General features: G+C 66.0%; 20 protein-coding genes, 2 tRNA genes and 2 pseudogenes. 16 read left to right on the top strand and 8 right to left on the bottom strand.

The features are described 5' to 3' along the window. Positions 1-28: 28 nt before the first annotated feature. Together ABQF13_RS20240 and ABQF13_RS20245 are read right to left on the bottom strand one after the other, a co-directional pair. Positions 29-1600 carry a glycoside hydrolase family 13 protein gene (locus ABQF13_RS20240; RefSeq protein WP_448394573.1) on the bottom strand — a complete coding sequence of 524 codons (1572 nt, stop codon included), beginning with the start codon at positions 1598-1600 and terminating at the stop codon, positions 29-31. Further along, positions 1600-1995 (bottom strand): globin, encoded by a 396-nt coding sequence (locus tag ABQF13_RS20245; RefSeq protein ID WP_448394574.1) that lies wholly within the window; start codon positions 1993-1995, stop codon positions 1600-1602. The genes ABQF13_RS20240 and ABQF13_RS20245 overlap by 1 nt, the downstream gene beginning before the upstream one ends. 138 nt (positions 1996-2133) lie before the next feature. Here ABQF13_RS20245 and ABQF13_RS20250 point away from each other — a divergent pair, with 138 nt between their 5' ends. The 3 genes and pseudogenes from ABQF13_RS20250 to ABQF13_RS20260 form a co-directional block, all read left to right on the top strand. Then, positions 2134-2775: an HNH endonuclease gene (locus ABQF13_RS20250; protein WP_448394575.1), complete on the top strand. Its 642-nt coding sequence runs from the start codon at positions 2134-2136 to the stop codon at positions 2773-2775. A gap of 25 nt (positions 2776-2800) precedes the next feature. Then, the gene (gene ctaJ / locus ABQF13_RS20255) at positions 2801-3037 is read left to right on the top strand and encodes an aa3-type cytochrome oxidase subunit CtaJ (RefSeq protein WP_448394576.1); all 237 of its coding nucleotides are present in this window, start codon (positions 2801-2803) and stop codon (positions 3035-3037) included. Between the two features lie 85 nt (positions 3038-3122). Further along, positions 3123-3491, top strand: a pseudogene (locus tag ABQF13_RS20260) (DUF5130 family protein); the annotation flags it as partial. Between the two features lie 61 nt (positions 3492-3552). Here ABQF13_RS20260 and ABQF13_RS20265 read toward each other — a convergent pair. The 3 genes from ABQF13_RS20265 to ABQF13_RS20275 all read right to left on the bottom strand — a co-directional run bounded on the left by ABQF13_RS20265 (position 3553) and on the right by ABQF13_RS20275 (position 7012). Further along, a complete protein-coding gene (locus ABQF13_RS20265) occupies positions 3553-3903 on the bottom strand; it encodes an HNH endonuclease (protein ID WP_448394577.1) in 351 nt (116 codons plus the stop codon). Positions 3904-3994: 91 nt separating this feature from the next. Next, complete coding sequence (gene pepN, locus ABQF13_RS20270) at positions 3995-6586, bottom strand: aminopeptidase N (RefSeq protein ID WP_448394578.1); 2592 nt, start codon at positions 6584-6586, stop codon at positions 3995-3997. A 42-nt stretch (positions 6587-6628) separates the two neighbouring features. After that, on the bottom strand, positions 6629-7012 hold the full coding sequence (locus ABQF13_RS20275; protein ID WP_448394579.1) for a DUF732 domain-containing protein: 384 nt from the start codon (positions 7010-7012) through the stop codon (positions 6629-6631). A 167-nt stretch (positions 7013-7179) separates the two neighbouring features. Here ABQF13_RS20275 and ABQF13_RS20280 point away from each other — a divergent pair, with 167 nt between their 5' ends. From ABQF13_RS20280 to ABQF13_RS20290, 3 genes are all read left to right on the top strand, one after another. Then, positions 7180-7800 (top strand): mycothiol-dependent nitroreductase Rv2466c family protein, encoded by a 621-nt coding sequence (locus ABQF13_RS20280; protein ID WP_448394580.1) that lies wholly within the window; start codon positions 7180-7182, stop codon positions 7798-7800. 105 nt (positions 7801-7905) lie between these two features. Beyond that, positions 7906-8379: a ribose-5-phosphate isomerase gene (locus tag ABQF13_RS20285; RefSeq protein WP_448394581.1), complete on the top strand. Its 474-nt coding sequence runs from the start codon at positions 7906-7908 to the stop codon at positions 8377-8379. A gap of 2 nt (positions 8380-8381) precedes the next feature. Beyond that, the gene (locus ABQF13_RS20290) at positions 8382-9176 is read left to right on the top strand and encodes an Fpg/Nei family DNA glycosylase (RefSeq protein WP_448394582.1); all 795 of its coding nucleotides are present in this window, start codon (positions 8382-8384) and stop codon (positions 9174-9176) included. A gap of 8 nt (positions 9177-9184) precedes the next feature. Here ABQF13_RS20290 and ABQF13_RS20295 read toward each other — a convergent pair whose 3' ends face one another. Further along, positions 9185-9928, bottom strand: coding sequence for a DUF1542 domain-containing protein (locus ABQF13_RS20295; RefSeq protein WP_448394583.1), 744 nt, complete (start codon positions 9926-9928; stop codon positions 9185-9187). Between the two features lie 91 nt (positions 9929-10019). Next, positions 10020-10090: transfer RNA gene (locus ABQF13_RS20300), tRNA-Gly, on the bottom strand. Positions 10091-10212: 122 nt separating this feature from the next. Here ABQF13_RS20300 and ABQF13_RS20305 point away from each other — a divergent pair. The 6 genes and pseudogenes from ABQF13_RS20305 to clpX all read left to right on the top strand — a co-directional run bounded on the left by ABQF13_RS20305 (position 10213) and on the right by clpX (position 15114). Further along, positions 10213-10286, top strand: a tRNA-Pro gene (locus tag ABQF13_RS20305). 39 nt (positions 10287-10325) lie between these two features. Beyond that, positions 10326-11762, top strand: a complete 1437-nt coding sequence (gene tig / locus ABQF13_RS20310) for a trigger factor (RefSeq protein ID WP_448394584.1) — start codon at positions 10326-10328, stop codon at positions 11760-11762. Between the two features lie 94 nt (positions 11763-11856). Then, positions 11857-12471 (top strand): annotated as a pseudogene (locus ABQF13_RS20315) (ATP-dependent Clp protease proteolytic subunit); the annotation flags it as partial. After that, complete coding sequence (locus ABQF13_RS20320) at positions 12468-13127, top strand: ATP-dependent Clp protease proteolytic subunit (protein WP_448394585.1); 660 nt, start codon at positions 12468-12470, stop codon at positions 13125-13127. The pseudogene ABQF13_RS20315 and the gene ABQF13_RS20320, both read left to right, overlap by 4 nt. A 92-nt stretch (positions 13128-13219) precedes the next feature. After that, entirely contained in the window at positions 13220-13546 is a 327-nt protein-coding gene (locus ABQF13_RS20325) for a hypothetical protein (RefSeq protein WP_448394586.1), read from the top strand. A gap of 287 nt (positions 13547-13833) precedes the next feature. After that, positions 13834-15114: an ATP-dependent Clp protease ATP-binding subunit ClpX gene (gene clpX / locus ABQF13_RS20330; RefSeq protein ID WP_448394587.1), complete on the top strand. Its 1281-nt coding sequence runs from the start codon at positions 13834-13836 to the stop codon at positions 15112-15114. 13 nt (positions 15115-15127) lie between these two features. Here the strand turns inward: clpX and fdhD are convergent, their stop codons facing one another. Continuing rightward, the gene (fdhD, locus tag ABQF13_RS20335) at positions 15128-15964 is read right to left on the bottom strand and encodes a formate dehydrogenase accessory sulfurtransferase FdhD (protein ID WP_448394588.1); all 837 of its coding nucleotides are present in this window, start codon (positions 15962-15964) and stop codon (positions 15128-15130) included. 130 nt (positions 15965-16094) lie between these two features. Here fdhD and ABQF13_RS20340 point away from each other — a divergent pair, with 130 nt between their 5' ends. The 4 genes from ABQF13_RS20340 (at position 16095) to mobA (ending at position 20196) form a co-directional block, all read left to right on the top strand. Next, positions 16095-16241: a hypothetical protein gene (locus tag ABQF13_RS20340; RefSeq protein WP_448394589.1), complete on the top strand. Its 147-nt coding sequence runs from the start codon at positions 16095-16097 to the stop codon at positions 16239-16241. A gap of 331 nt (positions 16242-16572) precedes the next feature. Then, positions 16573-18528, top strand: a complete 1956-nt coding sequence (locus ABQF13_RS20345; protein ID WP_448394590.1) for a 2-oxoacid:acceptor oxidoreductase subunit alpha — start codon at positions 16573-16575, stop codon at positions 18526-18528. Continuing rightward, the gene (locus ABQF13_RS20350; protein WP_448394591.1) at positions 18525-19595 is read left to right on the top strand and encodes a 2-oxoacid:ferredoxin oxidoreductase subunit beta; all 1071 of its coding nucleotides are present in this window, start codon (positions 18525-18527) and stop codon (positions 19593-19595) included. The genes ABQF13_RS20345 and ABQF13_RS20350 overlap by 4 nt, the downstream gene beginning before the upstream one ends. 10 nt (positions 19596-19605) lie before the next feature. Then, positions 19606-20196, top strand: coding sequence for a molybdenum cofactor guanylyltransferase (mobA, locus tag ABQF13_RS20355; protein ID WP_448394592.1), 591 nt, complete (start codon positions 19606-19608; stop codon positions 20194-20196). Positions 20197-20416 lie beyond the last annotated feature (220 nt).

Raw genomic sequence — 20416 nt, forward strand, 5'->3', positions numbered from 1 at the left:
TTTCACACGCTTCTGCATCTGCTCGCGGTTAAGACCGGGAGAGCCAGGCGGCGGTGTTCGGGGGCAGCTTGCCGTCAACCAGTGGGGCGCTGGCCAACAGCAACTCGCCGTCAGGCAGCGCGATGGCGGTGTCACCGGTATTGAGCGCACACACCAAGCCACCGTCGCGCGCGAACACCACACTGTCGCCGGGGGAGTCCAGCCATAAGACCGCTCGGCCGTCAAATTCATCGCGGGTGCAGCGCAATTCGATGGCGCGACGGAACAACGACAGTGTGGAATCGGGGTCGTCGACCTGCTTCTCGACCGTCAGCGCCGCCCACTCGGGCGGAACCGGCAGCCACGTGTCGGGATTGGTGGAGAACCCGAACGGCGGCGCGTCACCATCCCAGGGCATCGGCACCCGGCATGCGTCGCGTCCGCGCTGTGTGCGTCCCGACCGCTCCCAGATCGGGTCACGCAGTGCCTCGTTGGGCAGGTCGACGTTGGGCAACCCGAGTTCCTCGCCGTTGTAGACGAACACCGCCCCGGGCAACGCCAACATCACCAGCGTCATCGCCAACGCCCGCGACAGCCCGAGCTGCCCGCCGCCGTACCGGGTCGGCGGGCGGTCGACATCGTGGTTGGACAGCGTCCAGGTGGGCGTGGCGTCCACCAGATCCGCAGCGGCCATGGAGTTTTCGATCGCTTCGCGTATGCCGGCCGCGTCGAACCGGGCCCGCAGCAGCCGGAAGTTGAAGCCCAGGTGCAGCTCGTCGGGGCGCACGTAGCGGGAGAACTGCTCGTTGTCGTAGACCCAGACTTCCCCGATCGCGACGGCGTGCGCGAAATCGTCGAACACACGCCGGATCTGGCGGTGGATGTCGTGGACACCGTCGTTGTTGAACCGGGGATCCTTGTCCATATCGGCCAACAGCATCTCGGCCCTGGCGACCTCCATGTCCGGCAGCCCCGGCGGCTTGGCCATCCCGTGGGCGACGTCGATGCGGAACCCGTCGACGCCGCGTTCCATCCAGAACCTCAGCGTCTTCTCGAGATCCTCGAACACCTCCGGGTTGTCCCAGTTGAGGTCGGGTTGCTCGGCATCGAACAGGTGCAGGTACCACTGCCCGGGTGCGCCGTCGGGTTCGACTACGCGTGTCCACGCGGGGCCGCCGAAGATCGACACCCAGTTGTTCGGCGGTTGGCTGCCGTCCGGCCCGGCGCCGTCGCGGAAGATGTAGCGCTCACGCTCGACGCTGCCCGGGCCGGCCCGCAGCGCCGACTGAAACCACGGATGCTGTGAGCTGGTGTGGTTGGGTACCAGGTCCATGGTGATCTTGATGCCGCGCCGGTGGGCGGCCTCGATGAGCCGGTCCAGCGCGCCAAGGCCGCCGAACAGCGGATCCACGTCGCGCGCGTCGGCCACGTCGTAGCCGTGGTCGGCCATCGGCGACACCATCACCGGGTTGAGCCAGATCGCGTCGACGCCAAGCCAATGCAGATGGTCCAGCCGGGCCGTGACGCCGTCGAGGTCGCCGACACCGTCGCCGTCGCTGTCACGGAACGACCGTGGATACACCTGATAGAAGACGGCCGAAGACCACCAGCGCGCGGGCATCAGAACGGCGCGTTGACCAGCGAGTCGGCCGCCATTTCCAGATAGCCCAGCAGCTGCTTGCGGTGGACGTCGTCAAGCGTCTCGGAGTCGATCTCCGCGATCGCGGTGTGCATGCAGCGCAGCCAGGCGTCGCGCTCGAGGTAGCCGATGCGGTAGGGGACGTGGCGCATCCGCAGCCGAGGATGGCCGCGCCGCTCGGAGTAGGTGTGCGGTCCACCCCAGTACTGCTCGAGGAACATCCGCAGCCGCTCCTCGGCGCCGTCCAGGTCGTTTTCCGGGTAGAGCGGGTAGAGGATCTCGTCGTCGCGCACGAGTTGGTAGAAGCGCGACACGATCGCGCGGAACGTCTCGTGGCCACCGACCTCGTCGTAGAACGATCGTTGGGACTGGGTCACGCCCCCATTGTGTCTTGTCGCCCGATGTGGCTGGTCAGACGGTCGGCCACCGGTTGTTCATCGGACTGACCTGCGAACACGGGGAGAAAGACCGTGCGATCGGCGCGAAACAAGGGTTTACTGTCCGTCGGAGGACGTATGGCGCATCGCAAGAAAGGCCCGTCCAGAAGAGCGGGCTTGTCCGGGGCCGCGGCATCGCGCGCCCAGACGCGTGTTCTGCACAGCGTCGAAACCCATCCACCAAGTAGCAGCGACGGCTCCTTTTGGGGGCGTCGCCGAGTCCTTCTGCTGAACGCCACCTACGAACCGTTGACCGCTCTGCCCATGCGGCGGGCGGTCATCATGCTGATGTGCGGAAAAGCCGACGTCGTGCACGACGACCCGGCCGGGCCGGTCATCCACTCCGCCACCCGGTCCATCGTCGTGCCCTCGGTGATCCGGCTGAAGGCTTACGTGCGGGTGCCCTACCGGGCCCGCATCCCGATGACCCGGGCGGCGTTGATGCATCGCGACCGGTTTCGCTGCGCCTACTGCGGAGGTAAGGCCGACACCGTCGACCACGTGGTGCCGCGCAGCCGCGGCGGCGACCACTCCTGGGAGAACTGCGTGGCCGCGTGTTCGACGTGCAATCACCGCAAGGCCGACCGGTTGCTCGGCGAGCTGGGCTGGACGCTGCGTTCGGTTCCGCTGCCGCCGAAGGGACAGCACTGGCGGCTGCTGTCATCGGTGAAGGACCTCGATCCGTCATGGGTGCGATACCTGGGCGAAGGCGCGGCATGATCGCGGCTGGTATACGGTTTGCGACGTGAGCGACGCAACTTCATACGCGATAGTGATCCTGGTGCCGCTGGCGCTGACCGCTGTGCTTGCTGCGCTGGTCTGGGGGCGGGGCAAGAAGGCGCACCTGGAGACTTACGAGATGTCCGAGAACTGGACGCACGAACCGATCCTGTGGGCGTCCGATGAACCCGCTGTCCATGGCCATGGCGGCCATGAGTCACACCCGTTCACCGTAGGAGGCGGCGCCAGTGGCAAGTGGTGAAGTTACGACAATCGAATCGGCGGACCTGCCGCTCGGTTGGGTCGTCACGAGCAGCGGACGGATCTCTGGGGTCAAGGAACCCGACGAGCCGTCGCTTTCCTACCCGTTTCCCGTCAAGGACCTGGTCTTCCTCGACGAGGCGCTGAAGTACGGCTCCCGCGCCGCCCAGGCACGCTTCGCGGTGTACGTCGGCGATCTTGGCGCTGACACCGCCGCGGGTGCCCGCGAGATCCTGGCTACGGTGCCCACGCCCGACAATGCGGTGCTGCTCGCGGTCTCGCCCAACCAGCGCGCGATCGAGGTGGCGTACGGCAACGACGTCAAGGGACGCGGTATCGAGGACTCCGCGCCCAAAGGGGTGTCGGCCGCCGCAGCAGCGTTCAAGGACGGCAAGCTGATCGACGGCCTGATCGAGGCCGTCGAGGTGATGAGCGCGGGCGTCTCACCGCGCTGACCCCTCGCTTAGGGCGCGAGCGTGCGTGTTTGCACACGACACGCCGCGTTGTCGCCGAACTTTACGCACGCTGGTCGGCGAACGTGGCCCGGATTTCGACGTAGCGGGTCAGGAACTTACGTTCGTCGAGGCGCTTGCGGCGCATCCAGCCGGTGACCTCTTCGTTGCACTTGCTGGTATTGCACGACGCGCACGCCGGGACCACGTTGTCGATGGTGTAGCGCCCGCCCCGCGAAATCGCCATCACGCAGTCGCGTTGCAGCGGGCTCTCGTTCGCGCCGCAGTAGGCGCAACCGTTCCACGCGGCTTTGATCGCCGCCCACTGTTCGGCCGTGAGGTCGTTGTCGACGGCGTCGAGTCGACGTTTGCGCTTGCGCGCAGCGCGTGCCCGACGGCTCCGATTGACTGCCACCTCACGAGGATGCCGCGTGAGCGTGCGTAAACTCCCGCGAAACCTCGGCGTGTCGGGCGCGAACACGCACGCTCGCGCCCCGAACCGGACGCTAGCCGGAGTCGAACCGGCGTGCCCGCAGCGCGCGCTCCACGCCGGCGCGACCCTCGACGACAAGCCGGCGCAGCGGCGGCGGTAGGTCGGGGTCGGCAAGGAACCGGTCGGCGGCCTCCAGCCCCTCCTGGCTGACATCCCAGGACGGGTACAGCCCGATGACGACGGTCTGCGCGACCTCGCTGGAACGTCGCTGCCACACCCCGGATATCGCGCCGAAGTACTTGTCCCGGAACGGTTGCAGCAGCTCCTGTTGACCGGGCTGCACGAACCCGCCGACGATCGATCGTGCGGTGACGTTGGCCAGCGTGTCGTCCTCGATGACCTGCTCCCAGGCCGCTTCCTTGACCGCCAGCTCGGGACGGGCCGCCGCGGCGGCCAGCGCGTGGCGCTGTCCGGCCGCCGTCGGATCACGTTGCGCCTCGGCGTCGATGAACGGCGTCGCCATCCCGTCGCTGTCGATCCCACCGGCCGCGGCCAGCGCGGTGACGATGCGCCAACGCAGGTCGGTATCCACGTTCAGCCCGGGCAGTCCCTTGTCGGCCGGGTCGCTGTCCAGCAGCGCCGACAGCACCTCGATGTGGCGCGGGCTGAGCACCGAGCTGCACAATGCGTTGACGAAGGCCAATTGGTGATCCGAGCCGGGCGCGGCGTTGCGGGCCGATTCCAGCACCAGGTCGGCGAACTCGGGCCAGCCCTCGTCGCCGGCCCACTGTGGGTCGGCATAGGAGTTCAGCGCGGTCTGCGCCTGCAGCAACAGCCGTTGCGCCACACCGACTTCGGTCTCTGCGTGCACACCGCCGCAGACCAGCGCCACGAAATCACGGGCCGTCAGCTCCGCATCGCGGGTCATCTCCCAGGCCGCCGACCACACCAGCGTGCGGGGGAGTGGCTCGGCGATGTCGGCGATGCGGGTCAGCACCGTCTGCAACGAATCGGGGTCCAGACGCAGCGAGCAGTACGTAAGGTCGTCGTCGTTGACCAGAATGAACTTCCCGCGCGAAACCCCTTGCAGCGCTGGCACTTCGGTCAATGACCCTTCGACGTCGAGCTCCTCGCGGTGCACGCGCACTAGTTTGCCGGTGCTGGCCGGGTCGTCGTCGTAGATCCCGACCGCCAGCCGGTGCACCCGCGTCTCACCGGCACCGGGCTGCGCGCCGCTCTGGCTGATCGCGAACCGGGTGAACCGGCCGTCGGCGTCCAGGTCGAAGTCCGGTCGCAGCGTGTTGAGCCCGGTGGTCTTGAGCCACTGCTGCCCCCAACCCGACAGGTCGCGCCCCGAGGCCTTCTCCAGCGCGCCGAGCAGATCCGAGAAGGTGGCGTTGCCGAACGCGTGGTCGCGGAAGTAATTCCGCAGCCCGGCCAGAAACTCGTCCTCGCCGACGTAGGCGACGAGCTGTTTGAGCACGCTGGCGCCCTTGGCGTAGGTGATGCCGTCGAAGTTGACCTCGACGGCGGCGAGGTCGGGGATGTCGGCGGCCACCGGATGCGTCGACGGCAGCTGATCTTGGCGGTACGCCCACGATTTCTCGACGTTGGCGAATGTGGTCCACGCTTCGGTGTACTCGGTGGCCTGGGCCTGGCACAGCACCGAGGCGAACGTCGCGAAGGATTCGTTGAGCCACAGATCATCCCACCAAACCATGGTGACCAGGTCACCGAACCACATGTGCGCCATCTCGTGCAGCAGTGTTTCTGCGCGACGCTCGTAGGACGCCCGGGTCACCTTGCTACGAAAGACGTAGTCCTCCAAGAACGTTACGGCGCCCGCGTTCTCCATCGCTCCGGCGTTGAACTCCGGCACGAACAGCTGATCGTACTTGCCGAACGCGTAAGGGATGCCGAAATTGCGGTGGTAGAAGTCGAATCCCTGCTTGGTTTCGCTGAACAGCCGGTCGGCGTCCATGAACTCGGCCAGCGACTTGCGGCAGAACAGGCCGAGCGGGATGTCACCGTGCTCGTCGGAGTAGGTGTCATCCCAGCGCGCGTACGGTCCGGCGATCAACGCCACCAGGTAGGTGCTCATCCGCGGCGTCACAGTAAAGCTGTGCCGCTTGGCTTTTCCGTCGTTCTCGATGCCCAGGGTGGCGCCGTTGGACACCACTTCCCAGTGCGATGGGGCGGTGACGGCGATGTCGAAGGCGGCTTTGAGGTCGGGTTGGTCGAAACACGCGAACATCCGCTTGGCGTCGGCGGTTTCGAACTGCGAGTACAGGTACACCTCATCGTCGACCGGGTCGACGAAGCGGTGCAGACCCTCACCGGTGTTGGAGTAGCGGCAGTCCGCTTCGACGACGAGCACGTTGTGCTTGGCAAGCCCGGTCAGCGGGATGCCGGTGGATTCGTCGTACCCGGAGACGTCGATGGGGCGGTCGTTGAGCGTCGCGCGGTGAATGGTGTCGGCTGCGAGGTCGATGTAGGTGTCGGCGCCGGGCAGCGCGTCGAACTCGACGGTGGTGGTGGAGCGGAAGGTGCGTTCGCCGGGGTTACCGTCACCGTCGGTGACGTCTAGGGCGATGCGGTAGCTGTCGACGGTGATGAGCGCAGCGCGCTCGACGGCTTGGTCGCGGGTCAGGTTGGGTAAGGCCACCCAACCAACTTATCGGCTGGCGCGGCGTCGCCCGCCGCTGCGCTAGATGCCCGGGATCGCCCGTGCCGCGGGCAGCCAGTCCAGCACCGTGCCGTTACCGACCGAAGCCAGCATCTGCGGGCAGTACGACGAGATCGCGACGCCCGTGAAGAACGCGACGATGCCCGGCGGGACACCGCTGTCGGTCACCCGCGCGTACACCTTCGCGAGGTCCTTGCCGGGTTCGACGAGCAGCGGGCATACCGATTCGCCGAGGGCGACCATGTCCACCGGATTGACGACGGTCATGCCCGCGCCGCGAAGCGCGGCCAGAAACGCGTCATCGACCGGGTCGGCGTGGGCGGGTGCCGCGAGCAGGGCCGCGGCGGCGGTCGCGCCGATGAGCAGCGCGAACGTCTGGGCGGTTCGATTAACATGTTTATTCACTTTGGTAACGATTCTTTACAGCAGTCACATCGGAAACACGGTTTGATAACTGTTTGCACACTAAGGCGTTTCTAATGTGGCTCCGATTGGTCCGTCATGCTTGGGGAACACGTTTCACATCTACGCAGTTGTGCTGAACGGATCACAGTCAACGAGAGGACGCCCTGATGGCCGAGAAGTCCAGCCAAAAATCATCGGCCGGTTTTTGGTTCGATCCGCTGTGCCCGTGGTGCTGGATCACCTCGCGCTGGATCCTCGAGGTCGAGAAGGTCCGCGATATCGAGGTGAACTTCCGTGTAATGAGCCTCGCGGTGCTCAACGAGGGCCGCGATGTGCCCGAGGATTACCAGGAGGCGATGAAGAAGGCGTGGGGCCCGGTGCGTGTCGCGATCGCAGCCGAGCAGGCCAAGGGTCGGGAGGTTCTCGAACCGCTGTATACCGCAATGGGAACCCGGATCCACAACCAGGACAACAAGGACTTTGATGCCGTCATCAAGGAGTCCCTGGCCGAGGTGGGTCTGCCTGCCGAACTGGCCGAAGCCGCCGACACCGACAAGTACGACGAGGCGTTGCGCAAGAGCCACCACGAGGGCATGGACGCCGTCGGCGAGGATGTCGGCACGCCGACGATCCACGTCAACGGGGTCGCCTTTTTCGGCCCGGTGCTCTCGAAGATCCCGCGTGGTGAGGAAGCCGGCAAGCTGTGGGACGCGTCGGTGACGTTCGCGTCGTACCCGCACTTCTGGGAACTCAAGCGCAGCCGCACCGAGGAGCCGAGCTTCGACTGACCTTTCCGCGCGCGACGTTTCGCGAGACGTACACCGGGGTCGTTGGGAAGCGGGAAGGCGCGACCCTCATGTTCACTTCGCGAACACCGAAGTAGGGTGACCGCCATGCGCGTCTACCTGGGAGCCGACCACGCGGGCTTCGAGTTCAAGCAGCGGATCATCGAGCACCTGAAGGCCAACGGGCATGAGCCGGTGGACTGCGGGGCCTACACCTACGACGCCGTCGACGACTACCCGGCGTTCTGCATCGCGGCCGCCGAGAAGACGGTCGCCGACCCGGGCAGCCTGGGCATCGTGCTCGGCGGTTCGGGCAACGGCGAGCAGATCGCGGCCAACAAGGTTCCCGGGATCAGGTGCGCGCTGGGCTGGAGCGTCGAGACGGCCAAGCTCGCGCGCGAGCACAACAACGCGCAGATGATCGGCATCGGCGGGCGCATGCACACCGAAGACGAGATGCTCGCGATCGTCGACGCGTTCCTCAGCACACCGTGGTCGCAGGCCGAACGCCACCAACGGCGTATCGACATCCTGTCCGAGTACGAGCGCACCCACGTCGCGCCGCCTGTGCCCGGCGCCTAGGAATGCCAGAAGGCCACACCCTGCACCGGCTGGCCCGGTTACATCAGCGCCGCTACGCCAGGGCGCCGGTGCTGGTGTCCAGCCCGCAGGGCAGGTTCGCCGACGGGGCCGCCGCGGTGAACGGGCGGGTGATGCGCAAAGCGACCGCGTGGGGCAAGCATCTGTTTCACCACTACGAAGGCGGTCGGGTGGTGCACGTGCACCTTGGGCTGTACGGAACCTTCACCGAGATGCGGCTGCCGATGCCGCTGCCGGTCGGGCAGGTGCGGATGCGGATGATCGGCGAGGAATACGGCACCGATCTGCGTGGGCCGACGGTGTGCGAGGTGATCGAAGAAGCCGAGATCGACGACGTGATCGCGCGGCTGGGTCCCGATCCGTTGCGCCGCGACGCCGACGGCTCGCTGGCGTGGGAGCGAATCCGCAAGTCGCGCAGGGCGATTGGCTCGCTGCTGATGGACCAGACGGTGATCGCCGGGGTGGGCAACGTGTATCGCAACGAGTTGCTGTACCGCCACCGCATCGACCCGTACCGCCCGGGCACGCAGATCGACGAGGCCGAGTTCGACGCGATGTGGACCGATCTCGTCGCGCTGATGAAGGTCGGTTTGCGCCGCGGCAAGATCATCGTGATGCGTGCGGAGGACGACCATGGCGCGCCCGCGTACGGTCCGGACCGGCCCCGCACCTATGTCTACCGCCGCGCCGGCGAGCCGTGCCGCATCTGTGGGACCGAGATCCGGACCGCGGTGATGGAGGGGCGCAACGTGTTCTGGTGCCCTACCTGCCAGACGTAAGCGCCGGACTAGAAGCCGCCGAAATCGCCGAAGTCCCCGCCGAAATCGAAGCCGCCACCCTCAGCGGCGCCGGTGTCTCCGCCCATCCCCTGATCGAAACCCTGGTCATAGCCTTGGGCGAAGCCCTGTTCATACCCGGTGCCGTGCATACCGGAGAACAGCGCGTTGAACAGCAGCATCGAGCCCACACCCCACGCGCCGGCGACCAGCGCCGGTTTCCACCATGGTTCGGAGTACCAACCGGCAGGCACCGGGCGTCCGGCGACCTGGCCGCCGGGATAGTAGTTGGGGGTGCGCTCCGACGGCATCGGCGACGCCTCGATCTCGCGGCCCTCGAAGTTGACGCGACGGTCCTCGGTCACGGTGCCCGCCGACCGCTGACCCGCTAGCGTTTCCAACTCGGGTCCCGGGTCCATGCCCATCGCGATGCGCGCGGCGCGTACGTAGTACATGCCTTCGAGCGCGCTTTCCTTGGCAAGCGCGGCCTGTCGCACCGTGTTGGCTTGCTCGATCTGCGAGCCCGCGGCGGTGTAACGCTCTGATGCGTCGGCCATGGCCTGCTTGGACGCCTCGTCGGTGCCGGTCAGGTTGATCACCTGGCCGCCGAGGCGCTCGATGACCCGACGCGCGTCGGCCTTGGCATCGTCCAGCGCCGCCGCGCCGCGCTTGTCGGAGGCCTTCATCGCCGCGTAGACGAGCACCCCGAACGCGACGATGACGAGCACGACCAGCACCATCAGTACGGCGTTCATGGTGTTCAGCCTACCGAGGGAAAACGCCACAATAAGGCCGCTGCGCCGCGCGGAATTGCGCTCTCAGCGAGCGCGCGAAAGCCGGTATCGGAGCGGGCGACGGGAATCGAACCCGCGTCGCTAGTTTGGAAGACTAGGGCTCTACCATTGAGCTACGCCCGCGTGTGCAGCACCAGCAGACTGTACCGGCGGCACCGGAACCAAATCCAATTAAAGGCATCGCGTGTCCAGCCCGTAGTATCTCGCGTGGTCGTTCTGTGTTTTCCGGACGGCCGAGCAGAAGACGGGGTGTAGCGCAGCTTGGTAGCGCATCCGCTTTGGGAGCGGAAGGCCGCAGGTTCAAATCCTGTCACCCCGACTGCAACACGGACCACACCAGAAAACGAGGAGCATGAACGTGAAGAGCACCGTCGAGAAGTTGAGCCCGACCCGGGTTCGCATCAACGTGGAGGTGCCCTTCACTGAGCTCGAGCCCGAGTTCGACCGCGCGTTCAAGCAGCTCGCCAAGCAGGTGCGGCTGCCCGGCTTCCGCCCCGGTAAGGCGCCCCGCAAGCTGCTCGAAGCCCGCGTCGGCCGCGAAGCGATGCTGGACCAGGTGGTCAGCGACGCGGTGCCCGGCCGCTACACCGAGGCGGTGACCACGACGCAGGTGAACCCGATCGGGCAGCCCGAGATCGAGATCACCAAGAAGGCGTACGGCGAGGACCTGGTCTTCACCGCCGAGGTCGACGTCCGTCCCGACATCGAGCTGCCCGACCTGACCGCGCTGACGATCACCGTCGACCCCATCGAGGTCACCGACGAGGAAGTCGACGCCGAACTGCAGTCGTTGCGCGCCCGCTTCGGCACGCTGACCGGGGTAGACCGCGCCGCGCAGAACGGCGACTTCGTCTCCATCGATCTGTCGGGGTCGATCGACGGCGAGGAGCTGCCCGAGGCCGCGACCGAAGGCCTGTCGCACGAGGTCGGTTCCGGACAGCTGATCGAAGGCCTCGACGAGGCGATCGTCGGGCTCAAGGAAGGCGAGAGCCGAGTCTTCACCACCAAGCTGGCCGCGGGCGAGCACGCCGGCAAGGACGCTCAGGTCACCGTCACCGTCAAATCGGTCAAGGAACGCGAACTGCCCGAGCCCGATGACGACTTCGCCCAGCTGGCAAGCGAATTCGACACGATCGAGGAGCTGCGTGCCAGCCTGCGGGAGCAGGTGCAGCGCACCAAGCGGGTGCAGCAGGCCGAGCAGATTCGCGACAAGACGCTGGAGACCCTGCTCGAGCAGGTCGAGGTGCCGCTGCCGGAGAACGTCGTTCAGGCTCAGGTTGACGACACCCTGCACAGCGCGATCCACAACCTCGACCACGACGAGGACCGCTTCGCCGAAGCGCTGGAGGCCCAAGGGACCAGCCGCGAAGAGTTCGACGCCGACAACCGCACCAACGCGGAGAAGGCGATCAAGACGCAGCTGCTGGTGGACGCGATCGCCGACAAACTCGAGGTCCAGGTCGGCCAGAACGACATCACCGAACGCCTGGTGCTGATGTCACAGCAGTACGGCATGGAGCCACAGCAGCTGCTGCAGGCATTGCAGCAGAACAACCAGCTGCCGGCGATGTTCGCCGATGTGCGACGCGGGCTGGCGGTGGCCGCCGTCGTGCAGGGCGCCACCGTCACCGACACCGACGGCACCGAGATCGACACCACGGAGTTCTTCGGCCGCACCGGTGAGCAGGCGGAGACGGAAGCCGCCGACGAAGAACCCGAAGCCGACGCACCCGAAGCCGACGCAACCGAAGCCGACGCAACCGAAGCCGACGAGGAACCCGCCGACGCCAAGTGACGCTGTGAGCGAACGCGGCCCCTCTGAGGACTGCGCAACGGCGTCTGTTGGTTAGTGTCGGTGAGAACGAGACTTTGACAGAAAGCAGGTACCAGTCGTGACTGACATGCGGTCGAACGGCCACGGGCTCAACCTGGTCGACTCGGTGTATGAGCGGTTGCTGTCCGAGCGGATCATCTTTCTGGGTTCGCAGGTGGACGACGACATCGCCAACCGGCTGTGCGCGCAGATTCTGCTGCTGGCCGCCGAGGACCCCACCAAGGACATTTCGCTCTACATCAACTCACCGGGCGGCTCTATCAGCGCCGGCATGGCGATCTACGACACCATGGTGCTCGCGCCGTGCGACATCGCCACCTACGGCATGGGCATGGCCGCGTCGATGGCGCAGTTTCTGCTCGCCGCCGGAACCAAGGGCAAGCGTTTCGCCCTGCCGCATGCGCGCATCCTGATGCACCAGCCGCTCGGCGGTGTGACGGGCAGCGCCTCCGACATCGCCATCCAGGCTGAGCAGTTCGCGGTCATCAAGAAGGAGATGTTCCGGCTCAACGCCGAGTTCACCGGGCAGACCGTCGAACGCATCGAGGCCGACTCCGACCGTGACCGCTGGTTCACCGCACAGGAAGCGCTGGAGTACGGGTTCGTCGACCACATCATCACCAGCGCGTCAGTCAACGGCCAAGGACCGGGAGCAGGACTAGACAAATGACCGATCACATCCATCCGTCTCTTGATCCCCGCCTTGCGCCGCAGGCCCGCTACATCCTGCCGTCGTTCATCGAGCACTCGAGCTTCGGCGTCAAAGAGTCCAACCCGTACAACAAGCTCTTCGAAGAGCGCATCATCTTCCTCGGCGTGCAGGTCGACGACGCGTCGGCCAACGACATCATGGCCCAGCTGCTGGTGCTGGAGTCGCTGGATCCCGACCGCGACATCACCATGTACATCAACTCACCCGGTGGCTCGTTCACCTCGTTGATGGCGATTTACGACACCATGCAGTACGTGCGCGCCGACATCCAAACCGTGTGCCTCGGGCAGGCGGCGTCGGCCGCGGCTGTGCTGTTGGCCGCAGGCACGAAGGGTAAGCGCATGGCATTGCCCAACGCCCGCGTCCTGATCCACCAGCCGGCGCTGTCGGGCGTCATCCAAGGCCAGTTCTCCGACCTGGAGATCCAGGCCGCCGAGGTGGAGCGGATGCGGACGTTGATGGAGACGACGCTGGCCCGTCACACCGACAAGACGCCGGAGCAGATCCGCAAGGACACCGACCGCGACAAGATCCTCACGGCCGAGGACGCCAAGGAGTACGGGATCATCGACACGGTGCTGGAGTACCGCAAGCTCTCGGCGCAGACCGCCTGAGTTTCAATCGCGTCGTTTACCTTCGTCGCGGACCCGCCGTGTGGCACTCTTTTCCGGCAGCCATCCGGGGGATCAGACGGCAGGAGAGCGTGATGCAGGTGGGGACACGACTCGGCGGCGCCATGGCCGCGTGTGCCGTGGGTTTGGCGCTTCACGTAGCGTCGCCGGCGGCGAGCCACGCCCAAGAAGAACCCTGCCCGGCGGGGACGTACTGGGACGTCTACACCAACCAGTGCATCCCGTATTCGGCCGTCGACGTATATCTGAACCCGACACCGATCTACGGCCCGAACCCCGTTTTGGGCCCGGCAGGCCCGGTCGGCGTCGGGGGAGTGGTCGGCCCGGTTGGCCCCGGGCCGGTGGGACCAGGCCCGGTGGGTCCCGGCCCGGTTGGTCCGGGAGGCCCGGGCAGGCGCTGAGCCCGCGCGCTGGATATCTGCTCGCCGACGGGTACTTTGGTGTCGGACGGCTCCCGAAGCGATAACGGCGGCGACACGCCAGGGACACAGTGTGCGTTCCGGTCGGCGATCGGCGGCCTCAGACGATATGTTGGCGCGACACAGCTAAATACCAACCACGCGATTCGGCTTTATCGGTCGCACCGTGCGGGAACAAACGGGTAGCGTCGAGTCAACTCCCCAGAAAGCTCGGCGACAACCACAAGAAGATTCAGTACCGACTGCGAGGAAAGTAGGATCCCACCACCATGGCGCGCATCGGAGACGGCGGTGACCTGCTGAAGTGCTCGTTCTGCGGCAAAAGCCAAAAGCAGGTCAAGAAACTCATTGCGGGACCAGGGGTCTACATTTGCGATGAGTGTATTGACCTCTGCAACGAGATCATCGAAGAGGAACTCGCCGACGCCGACGACGTAAAGCTCGACGAGCTTCCCAAGCCGGCTGAAATCCGCGACTTCCTCGAGGGCTACGTCATCGGCCAGGACACCGCGAAGCGCACCCTGGCCGTAGCGGTCTACAACCACTACAAGCGCATCCAGGCCTCCGAGAAGACTCGTGACTCCCGCTCCGAGCCGGTCGAGTTGGCCAAGTCCAACATCCTGATGCTGGGCCCCACCGGCTGCGGCAAGACGTACCTAGCGCAGACGCTGGCCAAGATGCTCAACGTTCCGTTCGCCATCGCCGACGCCACGGCGTTGACCGAAGCCGGCTACGTCGGCGAGGACGTCGAGAACATCCTGCTCAAGCTGATCCAGGCCGCCGACTATGACGTCAAGCGCGCCGAGACCGGGATCATCTACATCGACGAGGTCGACAAGATCGCCCGCAAGAGCGAGAACCCGTCGATTACCCGCGACGTCTCCGGTGAGGGTGTGCAGCAGGCGCTGCTGAAGATCCTCGAGGGCACGCAGGCGTCGGTGCCGCCGCAGGGCGGACGCAAGCATCCGCATCAGGAGTTCATCCAGATCGACACCACCAACGTGTTGTTCATCGTGGCGGGTGCGTTCGCCGGGTTGGAGAAGATCGTCTCCGACCGCGTCGGCAAGCGCGGGCTGGGCTTCGGCGCCGAGGTGCACTCGAAGGCCGAGATCGACACCCAGGACCACTTCGCCGAAGTGATGCCCGAGGACCTGATCAAGTTCGGTCTGATCCCGGAGTTCATCGGGCGGCTGCCGGTCGTGGCCTCGGTCACCAACCTGGACAAGGATTCGCTGGTGCAGATCCTGTCTCAGCCCAAGAACGCGTTGGTCAAGCAGTACACCCGGCTGTTCGAGATGGACGGCGTGGAGCTGGAGTTCACCGACGACGCGCTGGAGGCCATCGCCGATCAGGCCATCCTGCGCGGCACCGGCGCCCGTGGGCTGCGCGCGATCATGGAGGAAGTGCTGCTGCCGGTGATGTACGACATCCCCAGCCGCGACGATGTCGCCAAGGTCGTCGTCACCAAGGAGACGGTTCAGGACAACGTGCTGCCGACCATCGTGCCGCGCAAGCCGTCCCGTAACGAACGCCGCGACAAGAGCGCCTAGTCCGTTTAACCCCTTAGCGCAGGACCCGGTCCGGCCGGGTGTAGACGTTCATCGAGTCGCCGCGCAGGAAAGCCACCAGCGTCAGCCCGGACTGGCTGGCCAAATCCACCGCCAGCGACGACGGTGCCGACACCGCGGCCAGCACCGGGACACCGGCCATCACCGCCTTCTGCGTCAGCTCGAACGATGCGCGTCCGCTGACTAGCAGCACCGTGCCGCCGAGCGGAATCCGGTCGTGCTCCAGCGCCCACCCGAGCACCTTGTCGACGGCGTTGTGGCGGCCGATGTCTTCCCGGACCGCGAGCGTGGCGCCATCGGTGTCGAACAGCGCGGCGCCGTGCAGGCCGCCGGTGCTGGCGAATACCTTCTGCGCGTCGCGCAGCAGGGCGGGCAGGCTCGTCAGGGTCCGCGCGGTGACGGTCGACGGGTCGTCGCCGGGGCAGTGTCGGCTGCTCAACTGCACCGCTTCCAGCGAGGCCTTACCGCACACCCCGCATGAGGAGGTGGTGTAGAAGTTGCGGGTCACATCGACGTCAGGCATCGCGACGTCGGGCGCCAGCGTGACGTCGAGCACGTTGTAGGTGTTGGCCGCGACTCCGGACTCATCCGGGCTGGTGCCCCTGCAGTAGCGCACGGTCAGCACGTCCTCGCGATGCGCGATCACCCCTTCGGTGAGCAGAAAGCCCTGCGCCAGTTCGATATCGGAGCCGGGTGTGCGCATGGTGACGGTGATCGGGGTGCCGTTGACCCGGATCTCCAGCGGCTCTTCGACCACCAGCGTGTCCGGTCGGGCGATGGCGTCCGCCGCGGTCACGTGCTGAACCCGGCGCCGCGCGGTGACCCGGCCCATTACGCCCGCTCCCGCCCGATCACGGCGCCAGCGTCGGCGCGTCCTCTGCTCGACGGCATGTGTCCAGCCTAGGACGCAGCCCACACCTGTTGGACTCGCCGCTGTCGCAGCGAACCGGCACAATGGATTCGTGGATCTTGAAACCGCATCGAAGGCTCGTACGCGCGCGTGGCGTGATCCGCTTTCGGCCGGGTTCCGCGCGCACCAGAACCTGCTGCTCCTGCGTCTGCGCTGGCATGAGCGGCGCGCCGCGGCGGTAGCCGAGCGGCTCGCGTAGCGAAGCGCCGCGCCGGTCGTCGACCCGAAGGCGGCGTGCTAGCCAGCTGCTACTGCCCGGTAACCATTTCCTTAGAAATGGCGGCGCCTCACGGGGTGACGAAAAGCACAGTTTTGTCTCACGAGAGCACCCCCCACACATGTGAGCAGCGCGTTTGGGCTACCCTGGTCCGAGTGTCCCCCGCGAGTCCGGTGTAGGCCTACCTAAGGAAAGTGCAATAATCGGTACTGGCAGTGACATAAAAAATTTTGGGTGAACGTCTGACGGCGCGGGTCATGCTGACGGCGACGCAAACGACGTTCGTCGGTCCACAAACAAGAGAGGCAGGCGAGTGGGGGCCAACGGCAACAGCGCCAGTCCAGGAACTCGGCAGAAGCTAGAGAAAGTCGTCATCCGGTTCGCCGGTGACTCCGGCGACGGTATGCAGCTCACCGGTGACCGATTCACCACCGAGGCCGCGCTGTTCGGCAACGACCTTGCCACGCAACCGAATTACCCTGCCGAGATCCGAGCCCCCCAGGGCACGCTGCCCGGGGTTTCGTCGTTCCAGATCCAGATCGCCGACTACGACATCCTCACCGCCGGCGACCGCCCGGACGTGCTGGTTGCGATGAACCCCGCCGCGCTCAAAGCGAACGTTTCCGACCTTCCCCGCGGTGGCCTGATCATTGCCAACTCCGATGAGTTCACCAAGCGCAACCTCGCCAAGGTCGGCTACGAGTCCAACCCGCTCGAAAGCGACGAACTGTCCGACTACGTCGTCCAGCCCGTTGCGATGACCACGCTGACCCTCGGCGCGGTGGAGTCCATCGGCGCGTCGAAGAAGGATGGCCAGCGCGCCAAGAACATGTTCGCGCTCGGCTTGCTGTCGTGGATGTACGGCCGCGAGCTGTCGCACAGCGAGGCCTTCATCCGCGAGAAGTTCGCCCGCAAGCCCGACATCGCCGAAGCCAACGTGCTGGCGCTGAAGGCGGGCTGGAACTACGGTGAGACCACCGAGGCGTTCGCCAGCACCTACGAGGTGGCGCCCGCCAAGCTGAAATCCGGTGAGTACCGCCAGATTTCGGGGAACACCGCGCTGGCGTACGGCATCGTCACCGCCGGCCAGCTGGCCGACGTACAGGTCGTGCTCGGCACGTATCCGATCACCCCGGCGTCCGACATCCTCCACGAGCTGTCCAAGCACAAGAACTTCAACGTGCTGACCTTCCAGGCCGAAGACGAGATCGCCGGGATCGGTGCGGCAATCGGCGCCTCCTACGGTGGCGCGCTCGGCGTCACCAGCACGTCGGGACCGGGGATCTCGCTGAAGTCCGAAGCCATCGGCCTGGCGGTGATGACCGAACTACCGCTGATCGTGATCGACGTGCAGCGCGGTGGCCCGTCCACCGGCCTGCCGACCAAGACCGAGCAGGCCGACCTGCTGCAGGCGATGTTCGGGCGTAACGGTGAGTCGCCGGTTGCGATCGTCGCGCCGCGCTCGCCGTCCGACTGCTTCGAGGTGGCCATGGAGGCCGTCCGCATCGCGGTCACCTATCACACGCCGGTGATGATCCTGTCCGACGGCGCGATCGCCAACGGCTCTGAGCCATGGCGCATTCCAGACGTCAACACGTACCCGGCGATCGAGCACACCTTCGCCAAATCCGGTGAGCCGTTCCAACCGTACGCACGCGATCCGGAGACCCTGGCACGTCAGTTCGCCGTCCCCGGTACGCCCGGTCTGGAACACCGCATCGGCGGGCTGGAGGCGGCCAACGGCTCGGGGAACATCTCCTACGAGCCGAAGAACCACGATCTGATGGTGCGGCTGCGGCAGGCCAAGGTGGACGGCATCAAGGTGCCCGACATCGAGGTCGATGACCCGACCGGTGATGCCGAACTGCTGATGCTGGGCTGGGGCAGCAGCTACGGCCCCATCGGCGAGGCGTGCCGGCGCGCCCGGCGCCGCGGGATCAAGGTCGCGCAGGCGCACCTGCGCAACCTGAACCCGCTACCGGCCAACCTGGGTGAGGTGCTGCGACGCTACCCCGAGGTCGTGCTGCCGGAGATGAACCTTGGCCAACTGGCGCTGCTGCTGCGCGGCAAGTTCCTGGTCGACATCCAGTCGGTGACCAAGGTGGAAGGTATGGCGTTCCTGGCCGACGAGGTGGAAGGCATCATCGACGCCGCGCTCGAGGGAACACTGGGCGACAAGGAAACTGACAAGACCAAGTTCGCGCGGCTGGCGGCGGCCACCATCGAGGCCGAAGCAGCCGACGCGACTGGTGTGGGAGCGAACGCATGACAGATCTGGTTGGAGCTGATCTCGGCCTGACATCGGGCACCAGTGGGGTGCCCACGACCGACCAGCCGCAGAAGGGCAAGGATTTCACCAGCGACCAGGAGGTTCGCTGGTGCCCGGGCTGCGGTGACTACGTCATCCTCAACACCATCCGCAACTTCCTGCCCGAGCTGGGTCTGCGGCGCGAGAACATCGCGTTCGTCAGCGGTATCGGCTGCTCGAGTCGCTTCCCGTACTACCTGGAGACGTACGGTTTCCACTCCATCCACGGCCGCGCGCCCACCATCGCGACCGGGCTGGCGCTGGCGCGCGAGGACCTTTCGGTGTGGGTGGTCACCGGCGACGGCGACGCGCTCTCGATCGGTGGCAACCATCTGATCCATGCGCTGCGCCGCAACGTCAACCTTACGATTCTGCTGTTCAACAACCGGATCTACGGGCTGACCAAGGGCCAGTACTCGCCGACGTCGGAGGTCGGCAAGATCACGAAGTCCACCCCGATGGGCTCGCTGGACTACCCGTTCAACCCGGTGTCGCTGGCGCTGGGCGCCGACGCCACGTTCGTCGGCCGCGCGCTGGACTCCGACCGCAAGGGCCTCACCGAGGTGCTGCGTGCTGCGGCCGCGCACCGCGGCGCCGCGCTGGTCGAGATCCTGCAGGATTGCCCGATCTTCAACGACGGCTCGTTCGACGCGCTGCGCAAGGAGGGTGCTGAAGAGCGCCTGATCAACCTCACCCACGGTGAGCCGGTGGTCTTCGGCGCCGACGGCGAGTACTGCGTGGTGAAGTCCGGCTACGGCCTCGAGGTCGCCAAGACCGCCGATGTGTCGGCCGAGGAGATCGTCGTGCACGACGCGCACAACCAGGACTCGGCGTATGCGTTCGCGCTGTCGCGACTTTCCGAGCAGAACCTCGAACACATGGTGATGGGCGTGTTCCGACAGGTCCACAGGCCGACCTACGACGACGCTGCCCGCCAGCAGGTCGTCGCGGCCAGGGAAGGCCAACCGCACGACACGACCGCGTTGCAGTCGCTGCTTCGGGGTAAAGACACCTGGATGGTCGACTAACGTCTGAGCCATGACGACCACCGTGGGCCTTGCCGCGATCATTTTGGCGGGCGGGGCTTCTCGCCGTATGGGCCGGGACAAGGCCACGCTTCCCTATGCGGGCAGCACCCTCGTCGAGCACATGGTGGCCATTCTCAAGCGCCGCTGTGCGCCGGTTTTCGTAGTGGCCGCACCGGGGCAGGCGCTTCCTGCACTCGACGCCGAGGTGCTGCGCGACGAGGTCCGCGGCGTCGGTCCACTCTTGGCGACCGGGCGCGGTCTGCACGCCGCCGCGGAGGCCGGTCATGAGCTGGCATTCGTCTCGGCGGTGGACATGCCGCTGCTGACGGTCCAACTCATCGACCAACTCGTGGGTCCCGCCGTGGCGCTCAACGCCGACGTGGTGCTGCCCTGGGATGGACGCGACCACTACCTGGCCGGTGTATACCGGACGTCGCTGGCCGATCGGGTGGACGACCTGGTGGCGGCCGGACAGCGCAGCATGCGCGCGTTGGTGGAGACCGTCGACACGCAGCGCATCGTGCTGCCCGAGCAGGCCGCGTTGACCAACGTCAACACCGCCGAGGACTTGGCCGCGGTGCGCTCTCTGCAAATTGCCTAGCAAATTCACTTTTGAATAATCCGCTATTTGTAGCGGATGGAATTCAATTCTGTTGCATGAATTGTGTTCGTTATAAACGTCAGCAATAGCACCCCGCCGCCTATTCCATTTCGGTTAGCCGCTGCCGATAAAGCGCGGATCCGCTTCCGCCGCATGTGGTTTCGAATCGTCCAACCAACAATGTGAACCAATTCGAGCCATGGAATGTGCTCTGCGACAA

It is taken from the genome of Mycolicibacterium sp. XJ879, assembly GCF_053483935.1.